Origin of the sequence: Pseudomonas alkylphenolica (assembly GCF_016009175.1) — a bacterium.
Taxonomy (GTDB): Bacteria; Pseudomonadota; Gammaproteobacteria; order Pseudomonadales; family Pseudomonadaceae; genus Aquipseudomonas; species Aquipseudomonas alkylphenolica_B.
The window spans coordinates 145,190-168,133 of sequence record NZ_JADUCM010000008.1; the positions used below are offsets into that span (position 1 = coordinate 145,190).

Annotated in this window: 23 protein-coding genes and 1 riboswitch; of the genes, 10 read left to right on the forward strand and 13 right to left on the reverse strand. The window is 61.9% G+C overall.

Annotated features, from left to right (window positions below; translation table 11 throughout):
* Window positions 1-23 precede the first annotated feature (23 nt).
* Complete coding sequence (locus I5S59_RS10370) at window positions 24-1,259, forward strand: saccharopine dehydrogenase family protein (protein ID WP_197876511.1); 1,236 nt, start codon at window positions 24-26, stop codon at window positions 1,257-1,259.
* Window positions 1,260-1,593: 334 nt separating this feature from the next.
* Window positions 1,594-2,340: a DUF4393 domain-containing protein gene (locus tag I5S59_RS10375; RefSeq protein ID WP_197876512.1), complete on the forward strand. Its 747-nt coding sequence runs from the start codon at window positions 1,594-1,596 to the stop codon at window positions 2,338-2,340.
* A gap of 41 nt (window positions 2,341-2,381) precedes the next feature.
* On the opposite strand, the gene I5S59_RS10380 is transcribed toward I5S59_RS10375, so the two are convergent.
* From I5S59_RS10380 to lpxO, 5 genes are all read right to left on the reverse strand, one after another.
* Window positions 2,382-4,058, reverse strand: coding sequence for an MFS transporter (locus I5S59_RS10380; protein ID WP_197876513.1), 1,677 nt, complete (start codon window positions 4,056-4,058; stop codon window positions 2,382-2,384).
* Window positions 4,059-4,291: 233 nt separating this feature from the next.
* A complete protein-coding gene (locus I5S59_RS10385; RefSeq protein ID WP_197876514.1) occupies window positions 4,292-6,427 on the reverse strand; it encodes a TonB-dependent receptor in 2,136 nt (711 codons plus the stop codon).
* Between the two features lie 106 nt (window positions 6,428-6,533).
* A riboswitch (cobalamin riboswitch) is annotated at window positions 6,534-6,741 on the reverse strand.
* 56 nt (window positions 6,742-6,797) lie between these two features.
* Window positions 6,798-7,355: a GNAT family N-acetyltransferase gene (locus I5S59_RS10390; protein ID WP_197876515.1), complete on the reverse strand. Its 558-nt coding sequence runs from the start codon at window positions 7,353-7,355 to the stop codon at window positions 6,798-6,800.
* 101 nt (window positions 7,356-7,456) lie between these two features.
* Complete coding sequence (locus I5S59_RS10395) at window positions 7,457-7,801, reverse strand: carboxymuconolactone decarboxylase family protein (protein ID WP_128325061.1); 345 nt, start codon at window positions 7,799-7,801, stop codon at window positions 7,457-7,459.
* A gap of 150 nt (window positions 7,802-7,951) precedes the next feature.
* Window positions 7,952-8,851 (reverse strand): lipid A hydroxylase LpxO, encoded by a 900-nt coding sequence (gene lpxO / locus I5S59_RS10400; RefSeq protein WP_197876516.1) that lies wholly within the window; start codon window positions 8,849-8,851, stop codon window positions 7,952-7,954.
* 215 nt (window positions 8,852-9,066) lie between these two features.
* Here lpxO and thpR point away from each other — a divergent pair, with 215 nt between their 5' ends.
* Window positions 9,067-9,621, forward strand: coding sequence for an RNA 2',3'-cyclic phosphodiesterase (thpR, locus tag I5S59_RS10405; protein WP_197876517.1), 555 nt, complete (start codon window positions 9,067-9,069; stop codon window positions 9,619-9,621).
* On the opposite strand, the gene I5S59_RS10410 is transcribed toward thpR, so the two are convergent.
* Window positions 9,608-10,105 (reverse strand): DUF1772 domain-containing protein, encoded by a 498-nt coding sequence (locus tag I5S59_RS10410; RefSeq protein ID WP_197876518.1) that lies wholly within the window; start codon window positions 10,103-10,105, stop codon window positions 9,608-9,610. The genes thpR and I5S59_RS10410 overlap by 14 nt on opposite strands.
* Before the next feature lie 221 nt (window positions 10,106-10,326).
* Between I5S59_RS10410 and I5S59_RS10415 the strand changes: the two genes are divergently transcribed.
* Window positions 10,327-10,902 carry a DUF4174 domain-containing protein gene (locus I5S59_RS10415; protein ID WP_197876519.1) on the forward strand — a complete coding sequence of 192 codons (576 nt, stop codon included), beginning with the start codon at window positions 10,327-10,329 and terminating at the stop codon, window positions 10,900-10,902.
* Between the two features lies 1 nt (window position 10,903).
* Here the strand turns inward: I5S59_RS10415 and I5S59_RS10420 are convergent, their stop codons facing one another.
* From I5S59_RS10420 to I5S59_RS10435, 4 genes are read right to left on the reverse strand one after another with little or no spacing between them, the layout of a single operon-like run.
* Window positions 10,904-12,070 (reverse strand): Gfo/Idh/MocA family protein, encoded by a 1,167-nt coding sequence (locus I5S59_RS10420; protein WP_197876520.1) that lies wholly within the window; start codon window positions 12,068-12,070, stop codon window positions 10,904-10,906.
* Window positions 12,067-12,513, reverse strand: a complete 447-nt coding sequence (gene aroQ, locus I5S59_RS10425; RefSeq protein ID WP_197876521.1) for a type II 3-dehydroquinate dehydratase — start codon at window positions 12,511-12,513, stop codon at window positions 12,067-12,069. Before aroQ ends, I5S59_RS10420 begins: the two co-directional genes overlap by 4 nt.
* The gene (locus I5S59_RS10430) at window positions 12,510-13,904 is read right to left on the reverse strand and encodes an MFS transporter (RefSeq protein ID WP_197876522.1); all 1,395 of its coding nucleotides are present in this window, start codon (window positions 13,902-13,904) and stop codon (window positions 12,510-12,512) included. Before I5S59_RS10430 ends, aroQ begins: the two co-directional genes overlap by 4 nt.
* A gap of 43 nt (window positions 13,905-13,947) precedes the next feature.
* The gene (locus I5S59_RS10435) at window positions 13,948-15,000 is read right to left on the reverse strand and encodes a Gfo/Idh/MocA family protein (RefSeq protein WP_197876523.1); all 1,053 of its coding nucleotides are present in this window, start codon (window positions 14,998-15,000) and stop codon (window positions 13,948-13,950) included.
* 90 nt (window positions 15,001-15,090) lie between these two features.
* Between I5S59_RS10435 and I5S59_RS10440 the strand changes: the two genes are divergently transcribed.
* A complete protein-coding gene (locus I5S59_RS10440; RefSeq protein ID WP_197876524.1) occupies window positions 15,091-16,035 on the forward strand; it encodes a LysR family transcriptional regulator in 945 nt (314 codons plus the stop codon).
* Window positions 16,036-16,061: 26 nt separating this feature from the next.
* On the opposite strand, the gene I5S59_RS10445 is transcribed toward I5S59_RS10440, so the two are convergent.
* Window positions 16,062-16,493, reverse strand: a complete 432-nt coding sequence (locus tag I5S59_RS10445; protein ID WP_197876525.1) for a hypothetical protein — start codon at window positions 16,491-16,493, stop codon at window positions 16,062-16,064.
* A 156-nt stretch (window positions 16,494-16,649) separates the two neighbouring features.
* Between I5S59_RS10445 and I5S59_RS10450 the strand changes: the two genes are divergently transcribed.
* The 4 genes from I5S59_RS10450 (at window position 16,650) to I5S59_RS10465 (ending at window position 18,901) form a co-directional block, all read left to right on the forward strand.
* Entirely contained in the window at window positions 16,650-16,937 is a 288-nt protein-coding gene (locus tag I5S59_RS10450) for a hypothetical protein (protein ID WP_128325072.1), read from the forward strand.
* Window positions 16,938-17,091: 154 nt separating this feature from the next.
* The gene (locus tag I5S59_RS10455) at window positions 17,092-17,574 is read left to right on the forward strand and encodes a DUF3455 domain-containing protein (RefSeq protein WP_232239688.1); all 483 of its coding nucleotides are present in this window, start codon (window positions 17,092-17,094) and stop codon (window positions 17,572-17,574) included.
* Window positions 17,575-17,657: 83 nt separating this feature from the next.
* Window positions 17,658-18,200, forward strand: coding sequence for a sigma-70 family RNA polymerase sigma factor (locus I5S59_RS10460; protein WP_197876527.1), 543 nt, complete (start codon window positions 17,658-17,660; stop codon window positions 18,198-18,200).
* On the forward strand, window positions 18,197-18,901 hold the full coding sequence (locus tag I5S59_RS10465) for an anti-sigma factor (RefSeq protein ID WP_197876528.1): 705 nt from the start codon (window positions 18,197-18,199) through the stop codon (window positions 18,899-18,901). Before I5S59_RS10460 ends, I5S59_RS10465 begins: the two co-directional genes overlap by 4 nt.
* A gap of 1 nt (window position 18,902) precedes the next feature.
* Here I5S59_RS10465 and I5S59_RS10470 read toward each other — a convergent pair whose 3' ends face one another.
* Both I5S59_RS10470 and I5S59_RS10475 read right to left on the reverse strand, forming a co-directional pair.
* Window positions 18,903-20,153, reverse strand: coding sequence for an aspartate aminotransferase family protein (locus tag I5S59_RS10470; protein ID WP_197876529.1), 1,251 nt, complete (start codon window positions 20,151-20,153; stop codon window positions 18,903-18,905).
* Between the two features lie 92 nt (window positions 20,154-20,245).
* Window positions 20,246-21,151: a LysR substrate-binding domain-containing protein gene (locus I5S59_RS10475; RefSeq protein WP_197876530.1), complete on the reverse strand. Its 906-nt coding sequence runs from the start codon at window positions 21,149-21,151 to the stop codon at window positions 20,246-20,248.
* 333 nt (window positions 21,152-21,484) lie between these two features.
* On the opposite strand from I5S59_RS10475, the gene I5S59_RS10480 reads away from it, so the two are divergent.
* On the forward strand, window positions 21,485-22,888 hold the full coding sequence (locus tag I5S59_RS10480) for an amino acid permease (protein WP_197876531.1): 1,404 nt from the start codon (window positions 21,485-21,487) through the stop codon (window positions 22,886-22,888).
* The last annotated feature ends 56 nt before the right edge of the window (window positions 22,889-22,944 follow it).

The following is a 22,944-nucleotide window of genomic DNA, read 5'->3' on the forward strand; positions in this document are numbered from 1 at the left end:
GCAGTAAAGGAGAGATAGATAAATTGAAGAAGAACGTTCTTATCATTGGTGCAGGAGGTGTCGCCAAGGTGGTGGCCCACAAGTGCGCGCAGCACAACGACGAACTCGGTCGTATTGCTATCGCGTCGCGCAACATCTCCAAATGCCAGGCCATCATCGACAGCGTCATTGCCAAGGGCAGCCTCAAGCAGCCTGCTGAAATCAAGGCATTTGCGCTGAACGCCCTGGACGTCGAAGCGACCAAGGCGCTGATTCGCGAAACCGAATCGCAAATCGTCATCAACGTCGGCTCCGCGTTCCTCAACATGTCGGTGCTGCGTGCTTGCATCGATACCGGTGTGGCCTATCTGGACACCGCGATCCACGAAGAACCGGGCAAAATCTGCGAAACTCCGCCGTGGTACGGCAACTACGAGTGGAAACACCTCGAAGAGTGCCAGCAGAAGAACATCACCGCCATTCTGGGCGTCGGCTTTGACCCGGGTGTGGTCAATGCCTATGCAGCCCTGGCGCAACAACAGTATTTCGACCGCATTGATTCGATCGACATTCTCGACGTCAATGCCGGCTCCCATGGCAAATACTTTGCCACCAACTTTGACCCGGAAATCAACTTCCGCGAATTCACCGGACAGGTGTGGAGCTGGCAGAACAGCCAGTGGACCAGCAACACCATGTTCGAGGTCAAGCGTACGGACGACCTGCCTGTGGTCGGTTCGCAGAACCTGTACCTGACCGGCCACGATGAAGTGCACTCGCTGTCGAAGAACCTCGACGTGCCCAACGTGCGTTTCTGGATGAGCTTTGGCGAGCACTACATCAATGTCTTCACGGTGCTGAAAAACCTCGGCCTGCTCTCCGAGCAGCCGGTCAAGACCGCCGAAGGCCTGGAAGTGGTACCGCTCAAGGTGGTCAAGGCCGTGCTGCCTGATCCGTCCTCGCTGGCACCGGGCTACACCGGCAAGACCTGCATCGGTGACCTGGTCAAGGGCACCAAGGATGGCCAGCCACGTGAGGTCTTCATCTACAACGTGGCCGACCACGAAGAGGCCTACGCCGAAACCGACAGCCAGGGCATTTCCTACACTGCCGGTGTTCCGCCAGTCGCGGCCGCCTTGCTGGTTGCCCGTGGCGAGTGGGATGTGCAGCGCATGGCCAACGTCGAGGAGCTGCCGGCTGAGCCGTTCCTCAAGGCGCTGGACGTGATGGGCCTGCCGACCCGCATCAAAGACGAGAACGGCGACCGTCCTTGGAATTGATGGCTTGATGTAAACACAGGGTGCGTCAGTACAGGCGCACCCTGTCATACGCCCCGGCGCTGCCCGGTGAGCGATCCTCCTGTAGTCCCTTCCAGAACCCCTCTGTGTGCCAGGCCTGAATCCGGCAGGTCAACGGCTGCCTGCATTGGCTTGATGTTCAATTACTGGCATCGTTACCACGATGGATAGCCAAAAAAAAAGGGAGTGCGAGGTGTCTGAAGAATAACAAGCGTCATCGACCAAAGCTGTCATTGATGCCGTTGGCGGTATCGTAAACGCCGTTCCGGTCTACCAGGATGCCATTCAGCCGGCGGCCAAAGAGCTTGGCAAAGCCTTGCAAACCGCCACCAAATCGATACATGTGTTGTTGGCGCCTCTGGAGATGGTGATCTGGGGCTATGAACGCATAAAGGCCAAATTGTCCGAAGAGCTGGCACCGAAGATTCAGGCCATCCCTGAGGCCCGGCGCATATCGCCCAAGCCCAATGTGGCCGTGCCGGTGGTGGAAGCCTTGCGTTACCTGGGGGGCGATGACAGCCTTCGCGGTTTGTACGTCAACCTGCTGGCCTCGGCGATGGACGTCGAAACCGCGTACAGGGCGCATCCGTCCTTTGCTGAAATCATCAAGCAGCTGACATCGGATGAGGCGAAAATATTGCAGGTATTGAGTCGCAACGGCTCCATTCCTCTGCTGTCGATCCATCTCTATACCCGTCTGCGGGGCCTTCGCAGGATTACCGGATGGTTTTCGAGCGACTCGTACAGCTATCAACGTGGCGTTGAGTGTTTTTCCGATGTGGGAGAGCAGGCAGGCTGCGAGTGTGTCGAGCTGACGCCAAACTATCTGGATAATCTGGCTCGGCTGGGGTTGATAGAGAAGCGCCATGAAATCAGCTTCACGGATGCGCAGGTTTATGCGGATCTGGAGGCGCATGAATCCATCCATGAGTACATGGCGTCACATCAGCGCGCGGATGTTCAACCCAGAATTGAACGTTACAGTGCGGGCCTGACCAGCCTGGGCAAGCAGTTTATTGAAGCTTGTGTCGTTGATGGAGCAGGTGAGGCGCAGCCGGAGTAGCGCGCCGCCCCCTCCCGTGCAGGAGAGGGCGAGCACCGGTTTCAGGTGTGATTGATATCCCGGTCCTTGGTTTCCGGCATGAAGAAAATGCCGAGGACGGCGGTCATCACCGCGATCACGATCGGGTACCACAGCCCGTAATAGATATCCCCCGTGGCCGCCACCATGGCAAACGCCACCGTTGGCAGGAAGCCGCCAAACCAGCCATTGCCGATGTGATAGGGCAGTGACATCGAGGTGTAGCGGATGCGCGCCGGGAACAACTCCACCAGCCACGCGGCAATCGGCCCGTAGACCATGGTCACGTAGATCACCAGGATGGTCAGCAGTAGCAGCACCATCGGGTAATTGGTCTTCGCCGGGTCGGCTTTTTCAGGGTAACCCGCCTCTTTCAATGCGCTGGTGAGGGTGAGCGCGAAGGCATCGTTCTGGGTCTTGAAGTCGGCTGCCGGCATTGCGGAGCCTTCAAAGCTCTGGATCACTTTGTCACCGATGTGGATCTGCGCCACGGTGCCAGGCTCGGCCTTCACGTTCTCGTACGGGATGGCGCGCTTGGCCAGTACGCTTTTCGCCAGGTCGCAAGAGCTGGTGAATTTGGCTTTGCCCACCGGGTCGAACTGGAACGAACACTGATCGGGATCGGCGACCACGGTGACCGGGTTCATCTCCTGTGCCAGGAAGACATCGGGGTTGCCGTACTGGGTCAGGGCCTTGAAGATCGGGAAGTAGGTCAGTGCCGCAATGATGCAGCCGGCCATGATGATGCCCTTGCGCCCGATGCGGTCGGACAGGCTACCGAACAAGATGAAGAAAGGCGTGCCGATCAGCAGCGAACCGGCAATCAGCAGGTTGGCCGTTTGCGGGTCGATCTTGAGCATCTGCAGCAGGAAGAACAGCGCGTAGAACTGCCCGGTGTACCAGACCACGGCCTGGCCGGCGGTGCCGCCGAGCAGGGCCATGATCACTATCTTGAGGTTGTCCCAGCGTGCGAACGACTCGGTCAGCGGCGCTTTGGAGGCCTTGCCTTCGGCCTTCATTTTCTGGAACACCGGCGACTCGCTCAGTTGCAGGCGAATGTACACCGAGACGATCAGCAGCAGGATCGAGAGCAGGAACGGAATCCGCCAGCCCCAGGCTTCAAAGGCTTCGGTGCCCAGGGCGGTACGGCAGGCCAGGATGACCAGCAGCGACAGGAACAGCCCGAGGGTAGCGGTGGTTTGAATCCACGAGGTGAAGTAGCCGCGTCGGCCTTTCGGTGCATGCTCGGCGACATAGGTCGCCGCGCCGCCGTACTCGCCGCCCAGGGCCAGGCCCTGCAGCAGGCGCAGGGTGATCAGGATGATCGGCGCCGCCACACCGATGCTGGCGTAGCTGGGTAGCAAGCCGACGATTGCGGTGGACACGCCCATGATCACAATGGTGATCAGGAAGGTGTGCTTGCGCCCGATCATGTCACCCAGACGGCCGAACACAATCGCGCCGAAGGGGCGCACGGCAAACCCGGCGGCGAAGGCGAGGAGGGCGAAGATGAATGCGGTGGTTTCGTTGACGCCGGCAAAGAAATGCTTGGCGATGATTGCTGCGAGCGAACCGTAGAGGTAGAAGTCGTACCACTCAAACACGGTGCCCAGGGACGAGGCGAAGATGACCTTGCGCTCCTCCTTGGTGATGCTGTGCTTGGGCGCACTGCCGGTGGAGGTGCTGTCGATGGCCGCCATGAGTGTTCTCCGTCTTGTTATTGTAGGCCGGAGTACCCACGCCATACCTCACCCTGGCCCTGGGGGTGACGGTCTGGCACTGCTGAAAGGCTTCTTCAAGCATAATCATGTTTTTGCGGATATCCACTTTGGGGCTGCGGTGCAGCCCATCGCAGGCTGCGCCAGCTCCCACACAGGGCAGGGTGGGAGCTGGCGAAGCCTGCGATCGAGCGCAAAGCGCTCGCAGTCAGTCCCTAGAAACTGTAATCCACGGTCGCAAAATACGAGCGCGGCTCGCCCATCAGCCACTGCTCGCCGCTGTGGGCGGTCGCCGCGTAGCGACGGTCGAACAGGTTGTTCAGTTGCAGGCCCAGGCGCACATCGGGCAGTACCTGCCAGCCCAGGTTGGCATCGACCACGGTAAAGCCGGGCACGCTCTGGGTGTTGGCGGTGTCGGCATAACGTTGATCGACATAGCGCAACCCCATGCCGACATCGACGCCCTGGCTCAGCCCTTTGTTCACCCACAGGTTGGCCGTGCGTCGCGGTACGTTGGTGGGGCGATTGCCCGCGCGCGATACCGTCTCGCCGCCTACAGTCTGGTCAAAATCGTCGTACTTGGCGCGCACCACCGAGGCATTGGCCGACACCTGCCACTGGTTGGCCAGGGCCAGCTCCAGGGTCGCCTCCAGCCCGTCGGAGGTCTGTTGCCCGGCTTGCTCTTTTTCGTGGGTGACCGGGTTGTCGACCAGCAGCTTATTCTTGACGATGTGGTAGGCGGCCAGGGTCCACTCGCCTCGGCCGTCCCAGAACAGTTGCTTGAGGCCCAGCTCGGTCTGTCTGGCTTCGGTCAGGTCGAACTGCTGTTGGCTCGGGCTCAAGGTGAGCAGGCTGTTCACGCCGTCTTCGCTGGTGGAGTACTGGCCGTACAGCGACAGTTCGTCGGTCACGGCAAACACCAGCCCGGCCCGCCAGTTGCCACCGCTGAGGCTGCGGTCCGTGCGGGTGCCATCGATCAGGTTGTCGCGGTCGATATGGTTCTGGTCGCGGCGTACACCGGTGACCAGCGACCAGCGCTCGGACAACTGCGTGCGGTTTTCGGCAAACAGGGCAAAGGTGCGCGTGGTGCTGTGGGTCTGTGGCCGGGTCGGGTCCTGGCTGTGAAAGTAGCCGGGCGCCGGGTTCCACGGATCAATGTAATCGCCGCCGACATCGTTGTATGGCGAGTTGCTGTCGACACCGAAGCGGATGCGGTTGTACTCGGCGCCCACCACGGTCTTGCTGCTCAGGCCGAAGAGCGAGTGGTCGAAGGTAAAGCTCTGACGGTCGCCAATCTGTTCCTGGTCGTGCTTGATCTCCAGGAAACTGCCACGCGAAAGTGTGCCCAGGTCGCTGTTCCAGGTGTAGTCCTCGGCGTTGCGCCAATGCCGGCGGCTCTTGATGTAGTAGAGCTGGTTACTGGCACTGACCGCATCACTGAGGTTCCAGTCGGTGTTCAGGCGCGTCCACTCATCGTGGTAGCGCTGCACGTCGTTGCGCACGTTGTAGTTTTTCTTGCTCAGGCTGTCGCGCTGATGGCCGTCGATCAGCGGTGTGCCGAAGTAGTTCATCGGCTCGGCATCGCCGCGGTCGTGGGCCAGGGTGAAGCTCAGATCGTCGGTGGCGTCGAAACGCAGGGCCGCGCTCATGGCCAGGCTCCTCGAGTCGCCGCGATCCACCCAGCCATTGCCGGCCTGTTGATTGAGGGTGAGCCGGTAGCTCAGGCGTTCGCTCAGCGAGCCGCCACTGTCCAGGGCCAGTTGTTGACGATCATAGCTGCCGTAGCCCAGACGCAGGTGATTGCGGATCTCGCCGGCGAACGGCTTTTTCGGGATGACGTTGATGACCGCACCGGTAGCGCCCTCGCCATAGAGGACCGAGGCCGGGCCCCGGATCACGTCGATGCGTTCGACCATCCACGGGTCGACCGGAAAGGTCTGGGTACCTGCACCGGTGTACAGGCGCGAACCGTCGAACAGGGTCATCACCGAACCGTGGCCGGTAAAGCCGCGGGCCGACAGGCCGGTGTTGCCGTCACCCGGCGTGGCAATCGAAGTGATGCCCGGCGAGCGGCTAACGGCGTCCTGCACCGTGCGGTTGTTGCGCTGCTCGATGACGTCGGCGCTGATGCTGCTGGTGCTGGCCGGGGTGTCCATGGCGCTGAGGTTCAGGCGCGAACCTGTGGGCAGCGGCGTTGCCAGGCTGATCGGGTCATTATCAATGTTGCTGGTGATGGCCGTTGAGGGCAGGGCCAGGATGCCGGATTCAGCAGCGAAGGATGGCAGGGAGAATGCCAGGCAAGGCGCCAGGGCATTGGCCGCCAGGGTGTGGAGCTTGGAGTAACGGGACATGTCGTTCCAAAATGAACAGGAATGAATGAATCCCGGAGGGAACAACGCATGAAGGAATTGCGCGCGCAGGCGCCCGCAAACCGGCCTGCGCCCGCCCACCGCGGGGTTGCCAAACGAGGCTTCAGGCCGGTCTCCGGGCTTGCGAGGGTCATGAAGGCCTTCACCTTCCCATGCCGTGGCACAGTGGTGTTTCGAAGGCTTCGCTCGCTTACCGTTGCGGGGGCAGCGCCGGACTAGTCACTCGATGTGACGCACCGGCTTCCCGTTTCACCCTGCGCACGGCGGCGCAGGACACCTGAAACTGGCGCGCATCTGACCATTGAACGTCTTTGTCGTCAATGACTTGCGCGCATGTTGGGGGCGATACGGCTCAGCGCCCGCGTTTGCGGGAGACGATCGCCTCGATGTTTTTGCGGCCGATCAGCATCGGCTGTTGTGGCTGTTCCAGCCACTTGTACATCACCAGGCAATCGACCAGGCCCAGGCGTGCATGCCGGTAGGCGCGGGGCAGGCGGCCGACGGTTTCAAAGCCCAGCGCGTGCCACAAGGCGACCGCCACCTCGTTGCTGGCTACCACCGAGTTGAACTGCATGGCCAGGAAGCCCTGTTCGCGGGCCAGCCGCTGCGAGTGTTCGCACATCAAGCGCGCCACCCCGCGTCCGCGGGCGGCCTCGCAAACCATGTAGGCGCAATTGCTCACATGGCCGCCTGGGCCGGCGGCATTGGCTTTGAGGTAGTAGGAGCCGAGCAGTTGCCCGTCTTCTTCTGCCACCAATGTGTGCAGCGGTAATTCCAGCCACAGCTGACGGGCTTGTTCCTGGCTCATGGCCGGGTCGAAAGCATAGGTTTCGCGGGCCGCGACAATGGACTGGAAAGTCGGCCAGAAGTGCTCGAAGTCAGCGGGGGTCATGGGGCGGATGTGAATCATGGCGGTTCCTTGCAACGTGAACCGCGAGTCTGAAAGCCTTGCTGCCGGCATGCAACTTTTTGTGCATGTTGTGCATGCCGGCCTGGCACAGGCGCGGCCAACTAGCTGCCGGCTTTGCCGACGGCATCCATCGCGCGGGCCGAATACACCAGGGCTGCGCCGGCATTCATGGCCACGGCGACGCCCAGCGCTTCGGCAATTTCCTCACGGCTGGCACCGTGCTTGACGGCCTGGGCCGAGTGCACGGCAATGCAGCCGTCACAGCGGGTCGTCACGGCCACGGCCAGGGAGATCAGCTCGCGGGTCTTGGCATCCAGGTGGTTGGTTTTGGCCCCGGCGCCGCTGGCGGTCATGTAGCCGTTGACCGTGTCGGGGGAGAGTTGCTTGAGGTCGCCGATACCGGCCATTAACTGCTTACGGTAGGCGTCCCAGTCCATCATGCTCATCGTCTTCACCTCGTGCTGTTGGCAACAACAACAGTGAAGCCAGTTTTTTCGCCAGCGGGGCGCCGTTGGTCGATGATCGGGGAAACACGGAGGACGGGGGAGGGCCGTTGCGGGTCGGGCCTGACCCGCAACGGTGAACGGTGCGGCCACTCAGATATAGACGAACGCCACCACCAGCGCGGCCACCACGGCCCATTTTTCCAGGTAGTAACGGGTGCGGTTGCGCTTTTTCAGGGCCTTGCCACGGGCACGGATCTTGTAGATACGGGTGAACAGGCGGTTGATGCCGCCGGTTTTGTCGCCGGCATCGTTCGGTGCCGCAGCGGCGGCCATCACGTTGCGGCTGAACCAGCGGTTGAAGGCGGTGGCCCAGCGGTACTTGAGCGGGCGTTCGACGTCGCAGAACAGGATGATGCGGTTGTGGTCGGTCTGGTTGGAGGCGTAGTGAATGTAGGTTTCATCGAAGATCACCCCTTCACCGTCGCGCCAGGCGTAGTTCTCACCGTCGACGCAGATGTAGCAGTCGTCACTGTTGGGCGTATCCAGGCCCAGGTGGTAACGGTAGGAGCCGGCGTACGGGTCGCGGTGGCGAACCAGTTTGGAACCCGGCGGCAGGGTGGCGAACATCGCCGCTTTGACCGTGCCGATGCTTTGCAGCAGTTCCGTGGTGCGCGGGCAGAGCTTCATTGCCGAGGGATGACTCTCGCCGTACCACTTCAGGTAGAAGCGCTTCCAGCCGCTCTTGAAGAACGAGTTGAAGCCGACGTCGTCATAGTTCTGCGAGCTTTTGATTTCACCCACCTGCAACAGTTGCTGGGCTTCGGCGCGAATCGCCTGCCAGTTGTCCTGCAACGGCTTGAGCTCGGGGAAATTGTCGACCGGCAGGTAAGGTTTGGCCGGCAGCTTGGAGAACAGGTAGAGGAATACGTTGACCGGGGCCAGGAAGCTCGAATGATCACCCAGTTGGCGTGTGATCTTGTGCCTGACCCGACCACGCAAGTGGACGTAGGCAATCGAGAACACAAACAGTAAAACGAGGAATATTTTCATGGGCAGGTACGGTTCAGAGTGGCGATGCGCCATGGCATGAGCCCGCCAGCATAAACAATCGGGACCGTTGTTTGTACAAAATGTTACGGCATTGACGCCAGACATTAGTCACAGACGCAAAGGTTTGCTGCCACGCTTGCGGCCTGGCTTGCAGGCGCGTCACAGGTTGCGCTATGGATAATAAACAAAGGGCGTAGAGCAGGAGACCCATCGCAATGACAGAAGCTTTGCTGCAAGGCGAACCCTTCAACCGGCTGTTTTTTGCCCTGGAATGCGAAGCGCCGCAGCGCCGTGCAATTGCCCGTTGGCGTAATGAACTGGGGTCGCCACTGGGCCGGGCGGTGCCATCGGCCAACTTTCACCTGACTCTGCTGTTTCTCGGAGCAGTGCCCAGTGCGCAACTGCCGGCGATCTGTGCGGCAGCATCGGCGGTGCCGCTACCCGGTAAATCCCTGAGCGTGCAACTGGACCGGCTGGAAGCCTGGCGTGCAGCGCGGGCGTTGGTGCTGACCCCCACGCAAACCCCGGCAGCCTTGCGCCAACTGGTGTACGACCTGCAACAGGCGATGCTGCCCATGGGCTTTGCCGAAGCACCGAGGGAGTACCGCGCGCACCTGACCCTGGCGCGCAACTATCAGGGCCCGGTGCCCGAAGCGCAGGTTGCTGCCGATTTTTACCTGCGGGCGCGGCACTTCACCTTGTTCGAGTCGCGCAAAGGCCGCTACTGGCCGCTGGCGCAGTGGCCGTTGATGGCTGCTACAGGCGAATGAATCCCAGCGCCAGCATCAGCCACGCTGCTGCAGCAAGGGCGGTGATGGTGCGCACGTGGTTCCAGCGGCTCCAGCTCGGTACGTAGCGGTGCCAGGCGCTGATGGCCTCGGTGCTGGCCGGGTCGAGACGGGCCAGGCTCTGGTTTTTCGGTACGTGGATCACCACCGTCACCAGGATGTTGCCGACCAGGTACAGGCCGCTGCCGATGCCCATGCACACGCTGCCCGGTAGCGGAAAGCGCTGGTAGGCCCAGATCAGCAAGGCAATGCTGGTCAGGGCGGTACCAAAGAACAAGGCAAAGAACACCCGGTTGAGCACCACCTGGTTGATCGACTGCATGGCCGTCACGGCGCTTTGCTCGGGGATGCGCTCAAGCGCTTTCATGACAAAGTTGGAGAAGGCAAAAAACAACCCGCCCATCAGGCCGCAACCCAGGGCAGTGGCAACAATCAGAAATAACAGCAGGGCATCGGCAATGCTCATGGTCCAGTCCTTCGGCAGGGGAGTGGCAGGCGTGGCTGTCAGCCATCAGCTATCCTCAGACTCAGGTGTCAGCCAGTGATGGACATGGTCCAAGGCCCTACACGGAAATCGGAAGTTACCTTTGAGCTGTCCACGGATTTCGTCCTGTAGTTTAGGCTCGCACCTCGGATCTTTCGTCGCGATCTGTAGTCTTTGATGCATGGAAACTGAAGGAGATGCGCATGCTCATACGGTCACTGACCCTTGCCACTGTGTTGGCCATTGCAGGCCCCGTCCTGGCGGCCAACAGTGATCCCTCCCCCCTGGAACAAGATCTGTACAAGGCCCGCCCGTTGATCGTGATTGCGCCGAGTACCGCCGACCCGACCCTCCGAAGCCTGGACCAGGCGCTGAAGGACCCCGCCACCAAGGGTGAGTTCGAAAAGCGCAACCTGGTGCTGTACAGCATTGCCGGCATGATGGGTAAGCGCGAAGACAAGTTCCTTGACCAGCAGGCCACCATGGCTTTGATCCGCGAATTCAAGTTCAGTGCCGCCGACACCGTGGTGACCCAGGTGGTACTGGTGGGCAAGGATGGCAAAAAGCACCGGATTGAGCACACCGGTACCGTTGAGCCCAGCGCTATTTTTGCTGCCGTGGATGCCTTGCCCGAGGCGGAGAAGGCCATCGTCGCGCCGACCGTGGCAGAGCAGAAACAGGCTGCCGGCAAGCCTGCGGCCGATGGCAAACCGGGTAAGGCCGAGAAGCCGGCCAAACCCGCCAAGCCTGCGGCACCGCCCAAGCCGCTGGACGACTGAATCAGTCCAGCGAGGTCCAGCGCCCCTGGGCCTCGTTGGAGCGGACACAAGCATCAATGAACGCCATTCCCAACAGGCCGTCTTCAGCCGTAGCGCACAGGCGTGCCAGTGGCGCGCTGGGGCGTTGTTCGCGGCGCGCCCTGATCAGTTCGGCAGCATCGCTGTAGACGTTGGCGAATGCCTCCAGCAGCCCTTCGGGCTGGCCTGCCTTGATCCGCGTAGCCTGTTTGGCCGCTTCGCTCAGCCAGGCTTCGCCGCGGCGCAGGACCTGGTGCGGTTGGTCCTGATGGCGCAGTTCAAGGCGCTCCGGCTCTTCCTGATGCCAGTACAGCGAACCGGTCGAACCGAACACCCTGATCTGCAAGCCGTGGCGATGCCCGGCGGCGACAAAACTGGCCCAGAGCATGCCGCGCCCGCCACCGCTGAGGCGCAACTTGACGTGAGCGTTGTCGTCCGAGCGACGGCCCGGTACCAGGGTGCTGAGTTCGGCCGAGACTTCGCTGACCTCCTGGCCGGTGACAAAGCGCAGCAACTGATGGGCATGCACGCCGACATCCCCGAGTACCGACGAAGTGCCGGCCTGGCCGGGATCGGTGCGCCAGGCGAGGGCCTTGCTGCCTTGTTGCTCCAGCGGGTGGGTGCCAAAGGCACTGGCATGTTCGACCTGAACCAGGCGCACGTCGCCGATCGCGCCCCGGGCGATCAGTTCGCGAGCTTCGCGAATCATCGGGTAGCCGCTGTAGTTGTGGGTCAGCAGGTGCAGGGCCGGGCCCTGGCGGGACTGGGCAAGCAGGCTGCGGGCTTCGGCGAGGTCAGTGGCCAGCGGTTTGTCGCAGATGACGTCGATGCCGTGCTCGAGAAAGGCCAGGCTCGCCGGAACGTGCACGGCGTTGGGGGCCATGATCGCCACCGCCTGGATGCCATCGGTGCGTTCGGCTTCGGCCCGTGCCATGGCCTGGAAGTCGGCGTACACGCGCTCCGGGTCGACGCCATAGGCCTGGGCGGCGGCGAGGTTGCGTTGCGGGTCACGGGCGAACACGCCGGCCACCAGTTCGAAATGCCCATCCAGGTGGGCGGCGTAGCGGTGGGTGGCGCCAATCGACGACTCCAGGCCGCCGCCGACAAAGCCCAGACGCAGACGCCGCGTAGGGTTGGCCAGGGTTTTCATGCTTCACCTCCTTGCAGCAGACGGGCGAAGTGTTCGATCGCCAGCACATAACCGTGGGTGCCAAAGCCTGCCAACACCGCTTTGGCCACCAACGACACGTAGGAGTGGTGACGGAACGCCTCGCGGCGGTGGACGTTGGAGATGTGCACTTCGATCACCGGCACTTCGGCGGCGATCAGGGCGTCGTGAATGGCCACCGAGGTGTGGGTCCAGGCGCCGGGGTTGATGACAATGCCGGCAACCCGGCCACGGGCCTGATGAATCCAGTCGATCATCTGCCCTTCATGGTTGGTTTGCTGAAATTCCAGGGCGAGGTCCAGGCGGCTGGCGGCCTGCTCGCACAGGTGCTGCACATCGGCGAGGGTTTCCCGGCCGTAGACCTCGGGCTGACGCAGCCCGAGCATGTTCAGGTTAGGGCCATTGAGTACGAGCAAGGTGTTCATGGACGAAGGCTTCCGGTCAGTGAGGTGGCGCGCATGGCGTCATAGGTGGGTTTGTCCAGGGCAACGGCGTCGTGGCGGCCGAGCTGGTCCAGCGGGGTGCGGTAGGTTTCCGGTGCGCTCCAGGCGGCAATCGCCGAGATGGCGGTCACCAGGCAGGTGATGCTGCCGATCAGCAGCGGCACGTTGTCTGAGCCGGGCGGCGCGACGGCGGTGAACAGGGCCGGGAGCAGGGCGGTGAACATGTAGCCGACGTTCTGGGCGATGGCCATGGCCGACACCCGGTAGTGGGTCTGGAACTGTTCAGGGAAGAAGCTGGGGAAAATGGCGTTGTAGCCCTGGTAGATCGTGCCCCACATCAGCAGCGAGGCGGCAAAGGCCAGCGGCAGGTTGTGCAGGCTGATGGCGTACAGGTACAGGAACGACATCAGGCCGCAGCCCAGTGCACTGCCGATGATCAACGGGCGCCGGCCGATGCGGTCGGACAGGTTGCCGACAAAGGGAATCACCAGCACCGCAACAATGTTGCCCACCACCGGAATCCACAGGTACACGCTCTTGTCGAAGCCCACGCCATAGGCAGGCTGCACGGCGTAGGCGGCGCCAAACACGGTGGTCACCACCGGGATCACGTTCATCAGCGACACCCCGAGCACCACCAGCATGCCGCGCCAGCTGTACTTGAATGCATCGCGGATCGGCGAGCGTTGTGGCAGCTGCGGGTTGACCTTGCGGGTGAAGGCTTCGGGCTCTTCGACTTCACGGCGAATGATGAACGCGGCGATCAGCACGGCGGCGCTGAGCAGGAACGGAATCCGCCAGCCCCAGCTGTTGAACGCGTCTTCGGGCATGAAGTAGGCCAGGGGCAGGAAAATGGCTGCAGCCAATACCTGGCCGGCCTGCACGCCCTGCAGGGTGAAACTGGCAAAGAAGCCGCGCCGCCCGGGTGGTGCATGTTCAAGGATCATCGAGCTGGCCCCGGCGATTTCACCGGCCACGGCAAAGCCCTGGATCAGGCGCAACACCACCAGCAACGCCGGTGCCCAGTAGCCGATCTGGTTGTAGGTAGGCAAAAGGCCGACCGCCACGGTAGCCAGGCCCATGAGGAACATGCACAGCAGCAGGACATTCTTGCGACCCCGCGTGTCCCCCCAGTGGCCGAGGAAAAACGCCCCGACCGGGCGCGCCAGGTAGCCCACGCCATAGGTTGCCAGCGAAGCGATGATCGCCACCTTCGGGTCGCTTGAGGGGAAGAACACCTGCGGGAAAATCAACGCGGCGGCCTGGGCGTAGATGAAGAAGTCGTAGTACTCAAGGGCCGAACCGACCCAGCCACTGGCAGTGGCCTTTTTGGTTTGCTTTGCAGCGTGCAGCCCATCGGCATGATTGGCCATTGGCGTGTCTCCGTTTGTTGTTGTTATGGAGGTGCAGCAGGGGTTACAGCGATGCGGTATCGACAATGCGACCGCTGTGCGCGGCCTGGCTGATGGCCTCGACGATCTGCAGATTGCGCAGGCCGTCGCGGACCGTCACCAGCGGTTTAACCTCGCCGCGAATCACCTGGCAGAAGTGCGCCAGCTGGCGCTGCAGCGGGTCGGCCTGTTCCGGTTCAGCGATGGCGGTGTTGAAGGGTTTCCACCAGGAACGGTCTTCGCGTTGTTCGTAGTACTTCAGGCGCATGCTCGGGATCGACAGCGAGCCACGGGTGCCGGCGATCACGTAGCAGTCTTCGTCGTCGTAGCTTGGGTAATCGAGGTTCTCACGTGCGGTTTGCTCCCAGCTGCGGGCGCAGGCGGCAGTGTCCGAGAGCATGAAGGTGCCGAGGGCGCCGCTGGCAAAGCGCAGGCTGATGGCCACGCTGTCTTCCACGGCAAAGCCACGGGTGGCGTTGGAGGCCTGGGCCTGCACGGCAGTGATTTCGCCGCACAGCGAACGCAGATTGCCAATTTCGTGGATCAGGTTGATCAGCACCGGGCCACCACCGGCCTGGCGACGCCAGGGTGCGGCATCGAAATAGTCGTCGGGCTTGTAGAACAGGGCACTGCCCATGACCGCCACCAGGTCGCCCAGCAGCCCTTCGGCGATCACTTCGCGGGCCTTGGCGAGGATCGCACTGTGGGCCCGGTGATGGCCGACCAGCAGGCGTGCATCGCCTTGCCCGGCAATGGCCAGCAAGCGCCTACCTTCTGCCTGGGTATGCGCCACCGGCTTCTCGATCAAGGCCGCCACGCCCTGTTCGACACAGGCCAGCGCCCCCTCGACATGCAAATGATTGGGCGTGGCAAGGATCACCCCGTCCGGACGCTGCTCGCTGAAGAGTTGTTCCAGCGACGCATACAGTGGCACCCCGGCGGCACTGGCCAGTTCGGCAGCACCCGGTGCCGGATCGACCAGGGCACACAGGTGGCAGGCACTGCTGGCCTGAATCAGTTCGATGTGGCGGCGGCCGATCAGGCCGGCACCGGCGACGGCGATGCGCAGTGGGTTCATGGGGCTCTCATTGTTCTTGTGGGTAAAGGCAGACCGCGAAGACGGTTTATGAGAGGCTAATAAAAAACACCGGGGAGATAATCGGGGCGAATGAAGATTCAGAATGCGCTGATAGCGAATAATGAGCCGCTGCTGCGTGACCTGCAGCTGTTCTGTGAGGTGGCCCGGCGTTCCAGTTTTATCGCCGCAGCGACCGAAACCGGCCTGTCACCGGCCCATGTCAGCAAGCGTATCGCCACGCTGGAGACGCTACTCGGAGTCAAGCTGTTCAACCGCACCACCCGGCGGGTGAACATCACCAGCGATGGCGAGGCCGCGTTTGCCTGGGCGCAAAAAATTCTCGAGAACGTCGAGTCCATGCTCGAGTCGTTGTCCGGTGCGCTCAGCGAGCCGCGCGGCACCTTGCGCATCAGTACCAGCCTGCGCCTGGGGCGCGAGCACGTGGCGCCGATCCTGTCGTTGCTGCGCAAGCGGCATCCCGACCTGGACATCTGGCTGGAACTGATGGACCGTCGCGTCGACCTGATCGGCGAGAACTTCGACATCGATATCCGCGTGGGTGAAGTCCAGGAAAAGCACCTGATTGCCCATCGCATGGTCGAGAACAAGCGCGTGCTGGCGGCCGCCCCTGATTACCTGGCGCGGCGCGGGCCGGTACGGGTGGCGGCAGAGCTGGCGCAGCACGATTGCCTGCTGTTTCGCAGCCGGGACGACCGCTTCGGGGTGTGGCGCCTGATCGGCCCGGGCGGTGCCGAGACGGTCAAGGTCACCGGCCCCATGGCCGCCAACCACAGCGACATTGTTCGCCAGTGGGCGCTGGATGGCCACGGCATCATCATGGCGTCGTACTGGGACGTGGTCGGCAACCTTGTTGACGGCTCGTTGGTGCGTGTGCTGCCCAGCCACTACCAATCCGCCGATGTCTGGGCGGTGACGGCCGCACGTTCGAGCAGCTCGGCGAAAGTGCGCAGCTGTGTGGCATTCCTGCGCGAGCAATTGGCGCAGGGGCCCTATGCGTTGGCGGTTGACAGCTGAGGGCGCAAACCGGCGGTTAGTACGTGTCAGTCGCCGGCTTGTGCCTGCAACAACCACTGCCCGTCCACTTCCTTGACCAGCCCGCTGGCCAGCAGCAGCGGCAACAGGCGCTTGTGCAAGGCCGGTTCGACGAAGGCGAGCAGGGTGTCGCGGTCAAGGCTGCCCAGCGCCGGCAGGTCGTTCTTGGTGTACGACAACCAGGCTTTCTTCAGTACCAGCAGCACGTCGCTGCCCGAGGTGGTGGCGAAGCGCCGATGCACGACCTGGCCGGCGAAGTCGAAGCTGTGTGCGTGGGTGTAGCCGGTTTCGTCGCCGGCAGCGGCCTGGCAGCGGCTGCAGCGGCAGGGACCGGCACCGAAGGCCTTTTCCAGGTAGGTGTTGAAATCCACCACAGGCTTGAGGCCCAGGCGCTTGTCGACTTCGAACAGGTCCGAGGTCAGGTGTTGTTCAGCGGTCAATGTGTATTCCCTGAATAGTCTTGGCGGGGGGCGCACAATACCAGTGTTTGCTGCTGCCGGATGTCGAAGCAAACGGGATTTTTCCGTGACACTCCATTACCCTAGGCGCCCGCGTGCGTCAGCAGACGCCGATCTATCCGTCGTTGGAGTTCAAGCATGTACAACTACACAGCCACCGTGACCGTCAGCGACGACTTGCACGAAGACGTCGAAGCGGTGGAAAACGTCGCGATCCGGGTCGGTCTCGAGGCAGTCACCGAAACCCTGAAAAAGGTCCATTTTGTCGGCACCCTGGCGGCGCCCGACAAGGCCACGCATATCTGCGTGACCCTGGACAACGGCCTGAGCTACTACGGCCCGATCGTCAATGGCCATGCCGAGCTGGAAGGCGGCTGGATCGCATTTGAATGCGACATGCTCACCCCTCAGGAACTGGGGCTGTAATTTATTTTTATTGGCCTGCATCCGTTTTCCGTTCTGGCGGGTAGTACTGGTAGCAGCATCAGTGCTGCCAACCCCTTGCCTGTTACGGAGCAATGCCATGAGCTGCCAGAACCGCTTCAACCTGACCTGTGCCGCCTTTGCCTGTGCCTGCCTGATGCCGTTGTCGGAGGCTCAGGCCGCCACAGTATTGCCTGACAGTATCAACGTGCCCGACGGCCACAAAGTCGCCCTGGAAACCGTCGGTATGGGTGAGATCACCTACGAGTGCCGTGAAAAGGCCGACATGCCGGGCCAGACCGAGTGGGTATTCGTTGGCCCCAAGGCGCAGCTTCGAGACCGTAGTGGCAAGGCCGTGGGTAGCTATTTCGGCCCACCGGCCACCTGGCAGGCCAAGGACGGGTCAAAAGTCACCGGCACGCAACTGGCGGTGGCGCCTTCAAGTCCGGGCAATCTGCCGTATCAACTGGTCAAGGCCAACCCGGCCGAAGGGCAGGGGGCGATGACGGGCGTTACCTATATCCAGCGCGTGGCCCTCAAAGGCGGGGTGGCGCCGAGTAGCGCTTGCGGGTTGGCCCAGAAGGGCCAGCGCGAGCAAGTCGACTACCAGGCCGACTATATTTTCTGGGCGGCCCAGTAGGGCCTTGTGCGCGACGGAAGTCGACTACGCTGCAACTGCCAAGCGCCCCCTCGTTGTGGGGGACAACCACCCTGTGACGGCGGATGCCTGTGTCATTACCCGAACCCCCTTTCGATTATGAGGCGCAGCTGGCCGCGTGCGCACGTGGCGAGCGTCAGGCCCTGCGCCGGTTGTATCAGCAGGAAGGGACGCGGCTGTACGGTGTGTTGTTGCGCCTGGTGCGTGAACCTGCCGAGGCGGAAGACCTGCTGCACGATGCCTTCCTGCGCATCTGGACGGGCGCCGCAGGATTTGATGCGCAACGCGGCAGCGGTCGGGGCTGGATGTACAGTGTCACCCGACACCTGGCGCTCAACGCGCTGCGTCAACACCAGCGTGAAGTCAGTGATGATGCGGCGCTGGAGCAGCCGGACGCAGAGGCTGCCGAGCGTGAGGAACACCTGCCGTCGTCACGTCTGCAACAGTGCCTGGAAAAACTCCCGGCTAATCGTCGTGCCTGCATTGTGCATGCATACGTCGACGGCTTTTCCCACACCCAGATCGCCCGACACCTTAACGCGCCGCTAGGTACGGTGAAAGCCTGGATCAAGCGCAGCCTGGCTGCTTTACGCGAGTGCCTGCAATGAAAGACGACCCGGATAACGACACCCAGGATGAAATGGACCTGCTGGCCGCCGAGTATGTGCTGGGTACTCTGGCCGCTGGACCGCGTGCAGAAATCGAGCAGCGCCTGGACCATGATCCTGCGTTGCAGGCAGCGGTCGACACCTGGGAGCAGCGCCTGCTGCCGTTGACCGAACTGGCAGCGCCGACACCGCCGCCTGCCAGCGTCTGGCCGCGAATCGTCGACAGTGTGGGGGGATTGCAACCGGTTGAGCGCATCAACTGGTGGGATCGGCTGGCGTTGTGGCGTGGGTTGACGGCGCTAGCGGTAAGCGCATGCCTGGTGCTTGGCGTATTGCTGCTGCGCGCACCACCGGTCAGCGCTCCGACATACCTGGTGGTGCTGGTGGCGCCTCAGAGCAACGCCCCCGGCTGGGTTATTCAGGCCGGCGAACGGCAGAACATGCAGTTGATACCCTTGGGTGTGGTTGAGGTGCCGCTTGACAAGTCCCTGCAGTTCTGGACCAAAGGCGAGCGGTGGCAGGCGCCTGTGTCCCTGGGCCTGGTCAAGCCTGGCCAGACCTTGCAGATCCCTCTGGACAAGCTGCCACCACTGGAGCCTAACCAACTGTTCGAGTTGACCCTCGAAGGACGCGGTGGCTCGCCAACCGGCAAGCCGACCGGGCCGATCCAGTTCATTGGCCGTGCGGTGAAGGTGATCTGACTCAGGTCAACTGCGCCAAGCATCGCTCAAGAATGTCCAGGCCTTCTTCGAGCACCGCCGGTTCAATGGTCAGTGGCGCCAGCAGGCGGATGATGTGCCGGGCCTTGCCGCTGGGCATCAGGAGCAGCCCGGCATCCCTGGCCGCCGCCAGCAGTTGTGCAAGCTGAGCAGGGGCGGGAGCGCCCTTGGTATCGACCAGTTCGATACCGCGCATGGCGCCAGTGCCCGTCAGCCGTCCCAGGTAAGGCGAAAGGTTTCTGGCCTGCCAGCGTTGGTAGCGACTGACAATGGCCGTTTCCTGCTGCTCACCCCAGGTGGCGAGGTTGGCATCGGTCATGGCCTCCAGGGTGGCCAACGCTGCGGCGCAGGCCATCGGGTTGCCCGAATAGGTGCCGCCCAGGCCGCCCTTGGGCAGGCTGTCGAGCAGGGCCTTGCGCCCGACCACCGCCCCCAGCGGCATACCGCCGGCAATGCTTTTGGCCATCAGCAGCAGGTCCGGTTCGATGCCCAGGCGCGGGAACGCAAAGCGCTGGCCGGTGCGGCCAAAACCGGACTGGATCTCATCGGCAATCATCAGGATCCCGTGGGCATCACAGAGACGGCGCAGCGCCTGGGCAAACGCCGGTTCCATGGCCAGAAAGCCGCCTTCGCCCTGAACCGGCTCGAAAATTACCGCTGCCACTTCATTTACGTCGATTTCAACGCTGAACAGACGCTCCAGCGCCTGCAAGGCCTGCTCGCTGGTTACCCCGGTGTCAACGCTCGGGTAGGGCAAGTGATACACCGGCCCTGGTAACAGGCCGACGCGCTGCTTGTACGGTGCCACTTTGCCGTTGAGGTTCAGGGTGGCCAGGGTGCGCCCATGAAAGCCGCCGTCAAACGCGATGATTGCCGATTTACCGGTAGCACCGCGGACGATCTTCAACGCGTTTTCGGCGGCTTCGGCGCCGCTGTTGGTGAGCATCCCGCTCAGTGGGTAAGACAGCGGCACGAAATCGGCCAGGCGACGCATCAGTTCAATATACGGCTCGTGCCCTGCGGCATTGAAGGCGTAGTGCGTAAGGCGTGTCGCTTGATGTTGTATGGCGGCAACAATACCGGGGTGACAATGCCCCAGGTTCAATACGCCGATACCTCCGACAAAATCAATGTAGCGTTTACCCGCGGTATCCCAGACTTGCGCATTTTTACCGTGGCTCAGGGTTATCGGGTGAACAACTGAAATGGATTGGCTGATAAAATCGTGATTCATATGCACGCGCGCTCTGGCAAGTTATGCCGGTATCTAAGCGAGCGCAGCGGCCTTGGTGCAAGCGAATTAAACGATTGCAGTCATTCCTGAAATTATGAATGTTGCGCCTGTAATTGCACCCGCTGCCTGATCCACTGCACGAACGCTCGTACCTTGGGCACTTCGGCTGCATGCTCGGCATGAGCAATGAAATGCGAACCTTCGCTGGGTTTGGCATGCTGCCAGGCAATCACCAGCTTGCCCTCGGCCAGTTCCTCGGCCACCAGGTAGTGCGGGATCAGGGCAATGCCGCAGCCGGCTTGTGCGGCGCGTATGCACATGGAAAAGGTGTCGAAGCGCGGGCCGTGGTAGCTGTTTTCACTGTGCAGGCCCTGGCCCTGGAACCATTCGTGCCAGGCCTCCGGGCGCGAGGTGCACTGCAGCAGACGGTGGGCCACCAGCGCGCTGGCGCTGTCGAAACGGTGCTGGCTGAGCAGTTGTGGTGAGCACACCGGTACCACGGTCTCGTTGAACAACTCGATGCAGGTGGCCCCGGGCCAGGTGCCCTGACCGAAGAAAAACGCGATGTCGGCCTTGGCCTGGATCAGGTCGAAGGGTTCCAGGGCATTGCGTATGTCCAGGTGAATGCGTGGGTGGCAGTCGCCAAAGCCCTTGAGGTTGGGTACCAGCCAGCGCTCGCCAAAGGTCGGCTGGGTGGCGATGCGCAACACTTCGGTCTCGCCACCGTAGCTGAGGATGTAGCGGCTCGACATGTCCAGCTGCACGAGAATCTTGTTCACTTCGGCCAGGTACAGGCCGCCGGCCGGTGTCAGGTGCAGGCGCCGGCGAATGCGCTGGAACAGTGGATGGCTGAGCATGTCCTCAAGCTGGGCAACCTGTTTGCTTACCGCGCTCTGAGTCAGGTGCAACTCCTGGGCGGCGCGGGTGAAGCTCAAATGCCGGGCGGCGGCTTCGAAGCACTGCAGGGCGGTCGTGGAAGGCATCAGGCGTTTGGACATGGCGGGTAATCCAGCGAAAAAGGCGTGAGGTCATTCCGTAATGGAATTATGTGCTTCTAAAAGGTCGTTTGTAGGCGTCACTCCTCTAGATTAATACTGATCCGTATCAAGGATTTCAACTGAAATTCGCAGTAGCCAAATCGCCATTGTCAGTGCAACTAACTGACCGTTTTGTGCTGCTTGAAAGTTAATTAAACCGGCGCTGGAGGACTATTTAATTCGGTTGGGTACGGGCCACTTAAAATAACAACCGTCACCACGTCCAATAATAATTTCTGCTCTATTCCTGTCGCTGACGCATGCGTCGCCGACATACCCAGTTGAGGGTTGAACATGGCATCGCTACAACAAAAGAAACAGCGTTCGCTGCAGCATGGCCTGACCTCGCGTCAGGTGTCGATGATCTCCATTGCCGGCATCATCGGTGCGGGACTTTTCATCGGTTCTTCCACCGCCATTGCCACCGCCGGCCCGGCCATTCTCATTTCCTACACCATGACCGGCCTGCTGGTGCTGCTGGTGATGCGCATGCTCGGTGAAATGGCGATTGCCAATCCCGACAGCGGCTCGTTTTCCACCTACGCCAGCCAGGCCATCGGCCCCTGGGCCGGTTTCACCATCGGCTGGCTGTACTGGTGGTTCTGGGTGTTGATCATTCCGGTTGAGGCCATCGCTGGCGCTGACATCCTTCATGCCTATTTCCCGGCGGTGCCGTCCTGGTTGTTCGCCTTTCTGATCATGGTCGTGCTGTCGGGTACCAACCTGATCAGCGTGAAGAATTTTGGTGCGTTCGAATACTGGTTCGCCCTGATCAAGGTCGTGGCGATCCTGGCCTTTATTGTCGTGTGTACCCTGGCGGTGTTCGGGGTGTGGCCGCTGGCGCAACAGACCTCCGGCGTCAGCCAGCTATGGGCCAACGGCGGCTTCATGCCCAATGGCTTCGGCGCAGTGCTGGGCGGCGTGCTGGTTACCATCTTTTCGTTTTTCGGCGCCGAGATCGTTACCATCGCGGCCGACGAAACCGCCAACCCGAAAGACAAGATTCGCAAAGCCACCAACCTTGTGGTCTACCGCATCGCGATTTTCTACATCGTGTCGATCTTCTTTATCGTGTCGCTGGTGGCCTGGAACGATCCGGGGCTCAAATCAGTGGGCTCATTCCAGCGCGTGCTGGAAGTACTGAACGTACCGGGGGCCAAGCTGCTGGTCGATCTGGTGGTCTTGGTGGCGGTGACCAGCTGCATGAACTCGGGCTTGTACACCGCGTCGCGGATGCTCTATTCGCTGGGCTCGCGGGGTGAAGCGCTGCCGATGACCAAGCGTATTTCCGGCAATGGCGTGCCGACCGTGGCGGTGATCCTCTCGACCTTCGCAGGCTTCGCCGGGTGCCTGGTCAACTATGTATTTCCGGGCAAGGTCTTCGGTTTTCTGCTCTCGACCACCGGTGCCATCGCGCTGCTGGTGTACCTGGTGATTGCCGTGTCGCAACTGCGCATGCGCGCCATTACCGACCGTGCCGGTACCGAACTGGCGTTCAAGATGTGGCTGTTCCCCTGGCTCACGTGGCTGGTGATCGGCGTGATCGTGATGGTGCTGGGCTACATGCTGATCAGCCCGGCCTACCGCTACGAAACCCTGATGACCGCAGGCGTTACCCTGGCGATCCTGCTGATCTCGCTGACCCGGCGAAAATCCGCATCCAGCGCCCTCCCTGCCGTGGTGGGCAAAGGCGCCTAGCCTGCACCTTTGCGCAGTAGAAAGCCCATGACCTGTTCATGGGCTTTTGCGTTACA

What these genes read in the sequence shown, in the direction of transcription:
- I5S59_RS10450 (WP_128325072.1), top strand. Translation starts at nt 16,650, where the DNA reads ATGTACAACTACACAGCCACCGTGACCGTCAGCGACGACTTGCACGAA.
- I5S59_RS10390 (WP_197876515.1), bottom strand. Translation starts at nt 7,355, where the DNA reads ATGATTCACATCCGCCCCATGACCCCCGCTGACTTCGAGCACTTCTGG.
- I5S59_RS10475 (WP_197876530.1), bottom strand. Translation starts at nt 21,151, where the DNA reads ATGTCCAAACGCCTGATGCCTTCCACGACCGCCCTGCAGTGCTTCGAA.
- I5S59_RS10435 (WP_197876523.1), bottom strand. Translation starts at nt 15,000, where the DNA reads ATGAACCCACTGCGCATCGCCGTCGCCGGTGCCGGCCTGATCGGCCGC.
- I5S59_RS10385 (WP_197876514.1), bottom strand. Translation starts at nt 6,427, where the DNA reads ATGTCCCGTTACTCCAAGCTCCACACCCTGGCGGCCAATGCCCTGGCG.
- I5S59_RS10420 (WP_197876520.1), bottom strand. Translation starts at nt 12,070, where the DNA reads ATGAAAACCCTGGCCAACCCTACGCGGCGTCTGCGTCTGGGCTTTGTC.
- aroQ (WP_197876521.1), bottom strand. Translation starts at nt 12,513, where the DNA reads ATGAACACCTTGCTCGTACTCAATGGCCCTAACCTGAACATGCTCGGG.
- I5S59_RS10465 (WP_197876528.1), top strand. Translation starts at nt 18,197, where the DNA reads ATGAAAGACGACCCGGATAACGACACCCAGGATGAAATGGACCTGCTG.
- I5S59_RS10380 (WP_197876513.1), bottom strand. Translation starts at nt 4,058, where the DNA reads ATGGCGGCCATCGACAGCACCTCCACCGGCAGTGCGCCCAAGCACAGC.
- lpxO (WP_197876516.1), bottom strand. Translation starts at nt 8,851, where the DNA reads ATGAAAATATTCCTCGTTTTACTGTTTGTGTTCTCGATTGCCTACGTC.
- I5S59_RS10415 (WP_197876519.1), top strand. Translation starts at nt 10,327, where the DNA reads ATGCTCATACGGTCACTGACCCTTGCCACTGTGTTGGCCATTGCAGGC.
- I5S59_RS10470 (WP_197876529.1), bottom strand. Translation starts at nt 20,153, where the DNA reads ATGAATCACGATTTTATCAGCCAATCCATTTCAGTTGTTCACCCGATA.
- I5S59_RS10395 (WP_128325061.1), bottom strand. Translation starts at nt 7,801, where the DNA reads ATGAGCATGATGGACTGGGACGCCTACCGTAAGCAGTTAATGGCCGGT.
- I5S59_RS10480 (WP_197876531.1), top strand. Translation starts at nt 21,485, where the DNA reads ATGGCATCGCTACAACAAAAGAAACAGCGTTCGCTGCAGCATGGCCTG.
- I5S59_RS10460 (WP_197876527.1), top strand. Translation starts at nt 17,658, where the DNA reads ATGCCTGTGTCATTACCCGAACCCCCTTTCGATTATGAGGCGCAGCTG.
- I5S59_RS10430 (WP_197876522.1), bottom strand. Translation starts at nt 13,904, where the DNA reads ATGGCCAATCATGCCGATGGGCTGCACGCTGCAAAGCAAACCAAAAAG.
- I5S59_RS10410 (WP_197876518.1), bottom strand. Translation starts at nt 10,105, where the DNA reads ATGAGCATTGCCGATGCCCTGCTGTTATTTCTGATTGTTGCCACTGCC.
- thpR (WP_197876517.1), top strand. Translation starts at nt 9,067, where the DNA reads ATGACAGAAGCTTTGCTGCAAGGCGAACCCTTCAACCGGCTGTTTTTT.
- I5S59_RS10440 (WP_197876524.1), top strand. Translation starts at nt 15,091, where the DNA reads ATGAAGATTCAGAATGCGCTGATAGCGAATAATGAGCCGCTGCTGCGT.
- I5S59_RS10455 (WP_232239688.1), top strand. Translation starts at nt 17,092, where the DNA reads ATGCCGTTGTCGGAGGCTCAGGCCGCCACAGTATTGCCTGACAGTATC.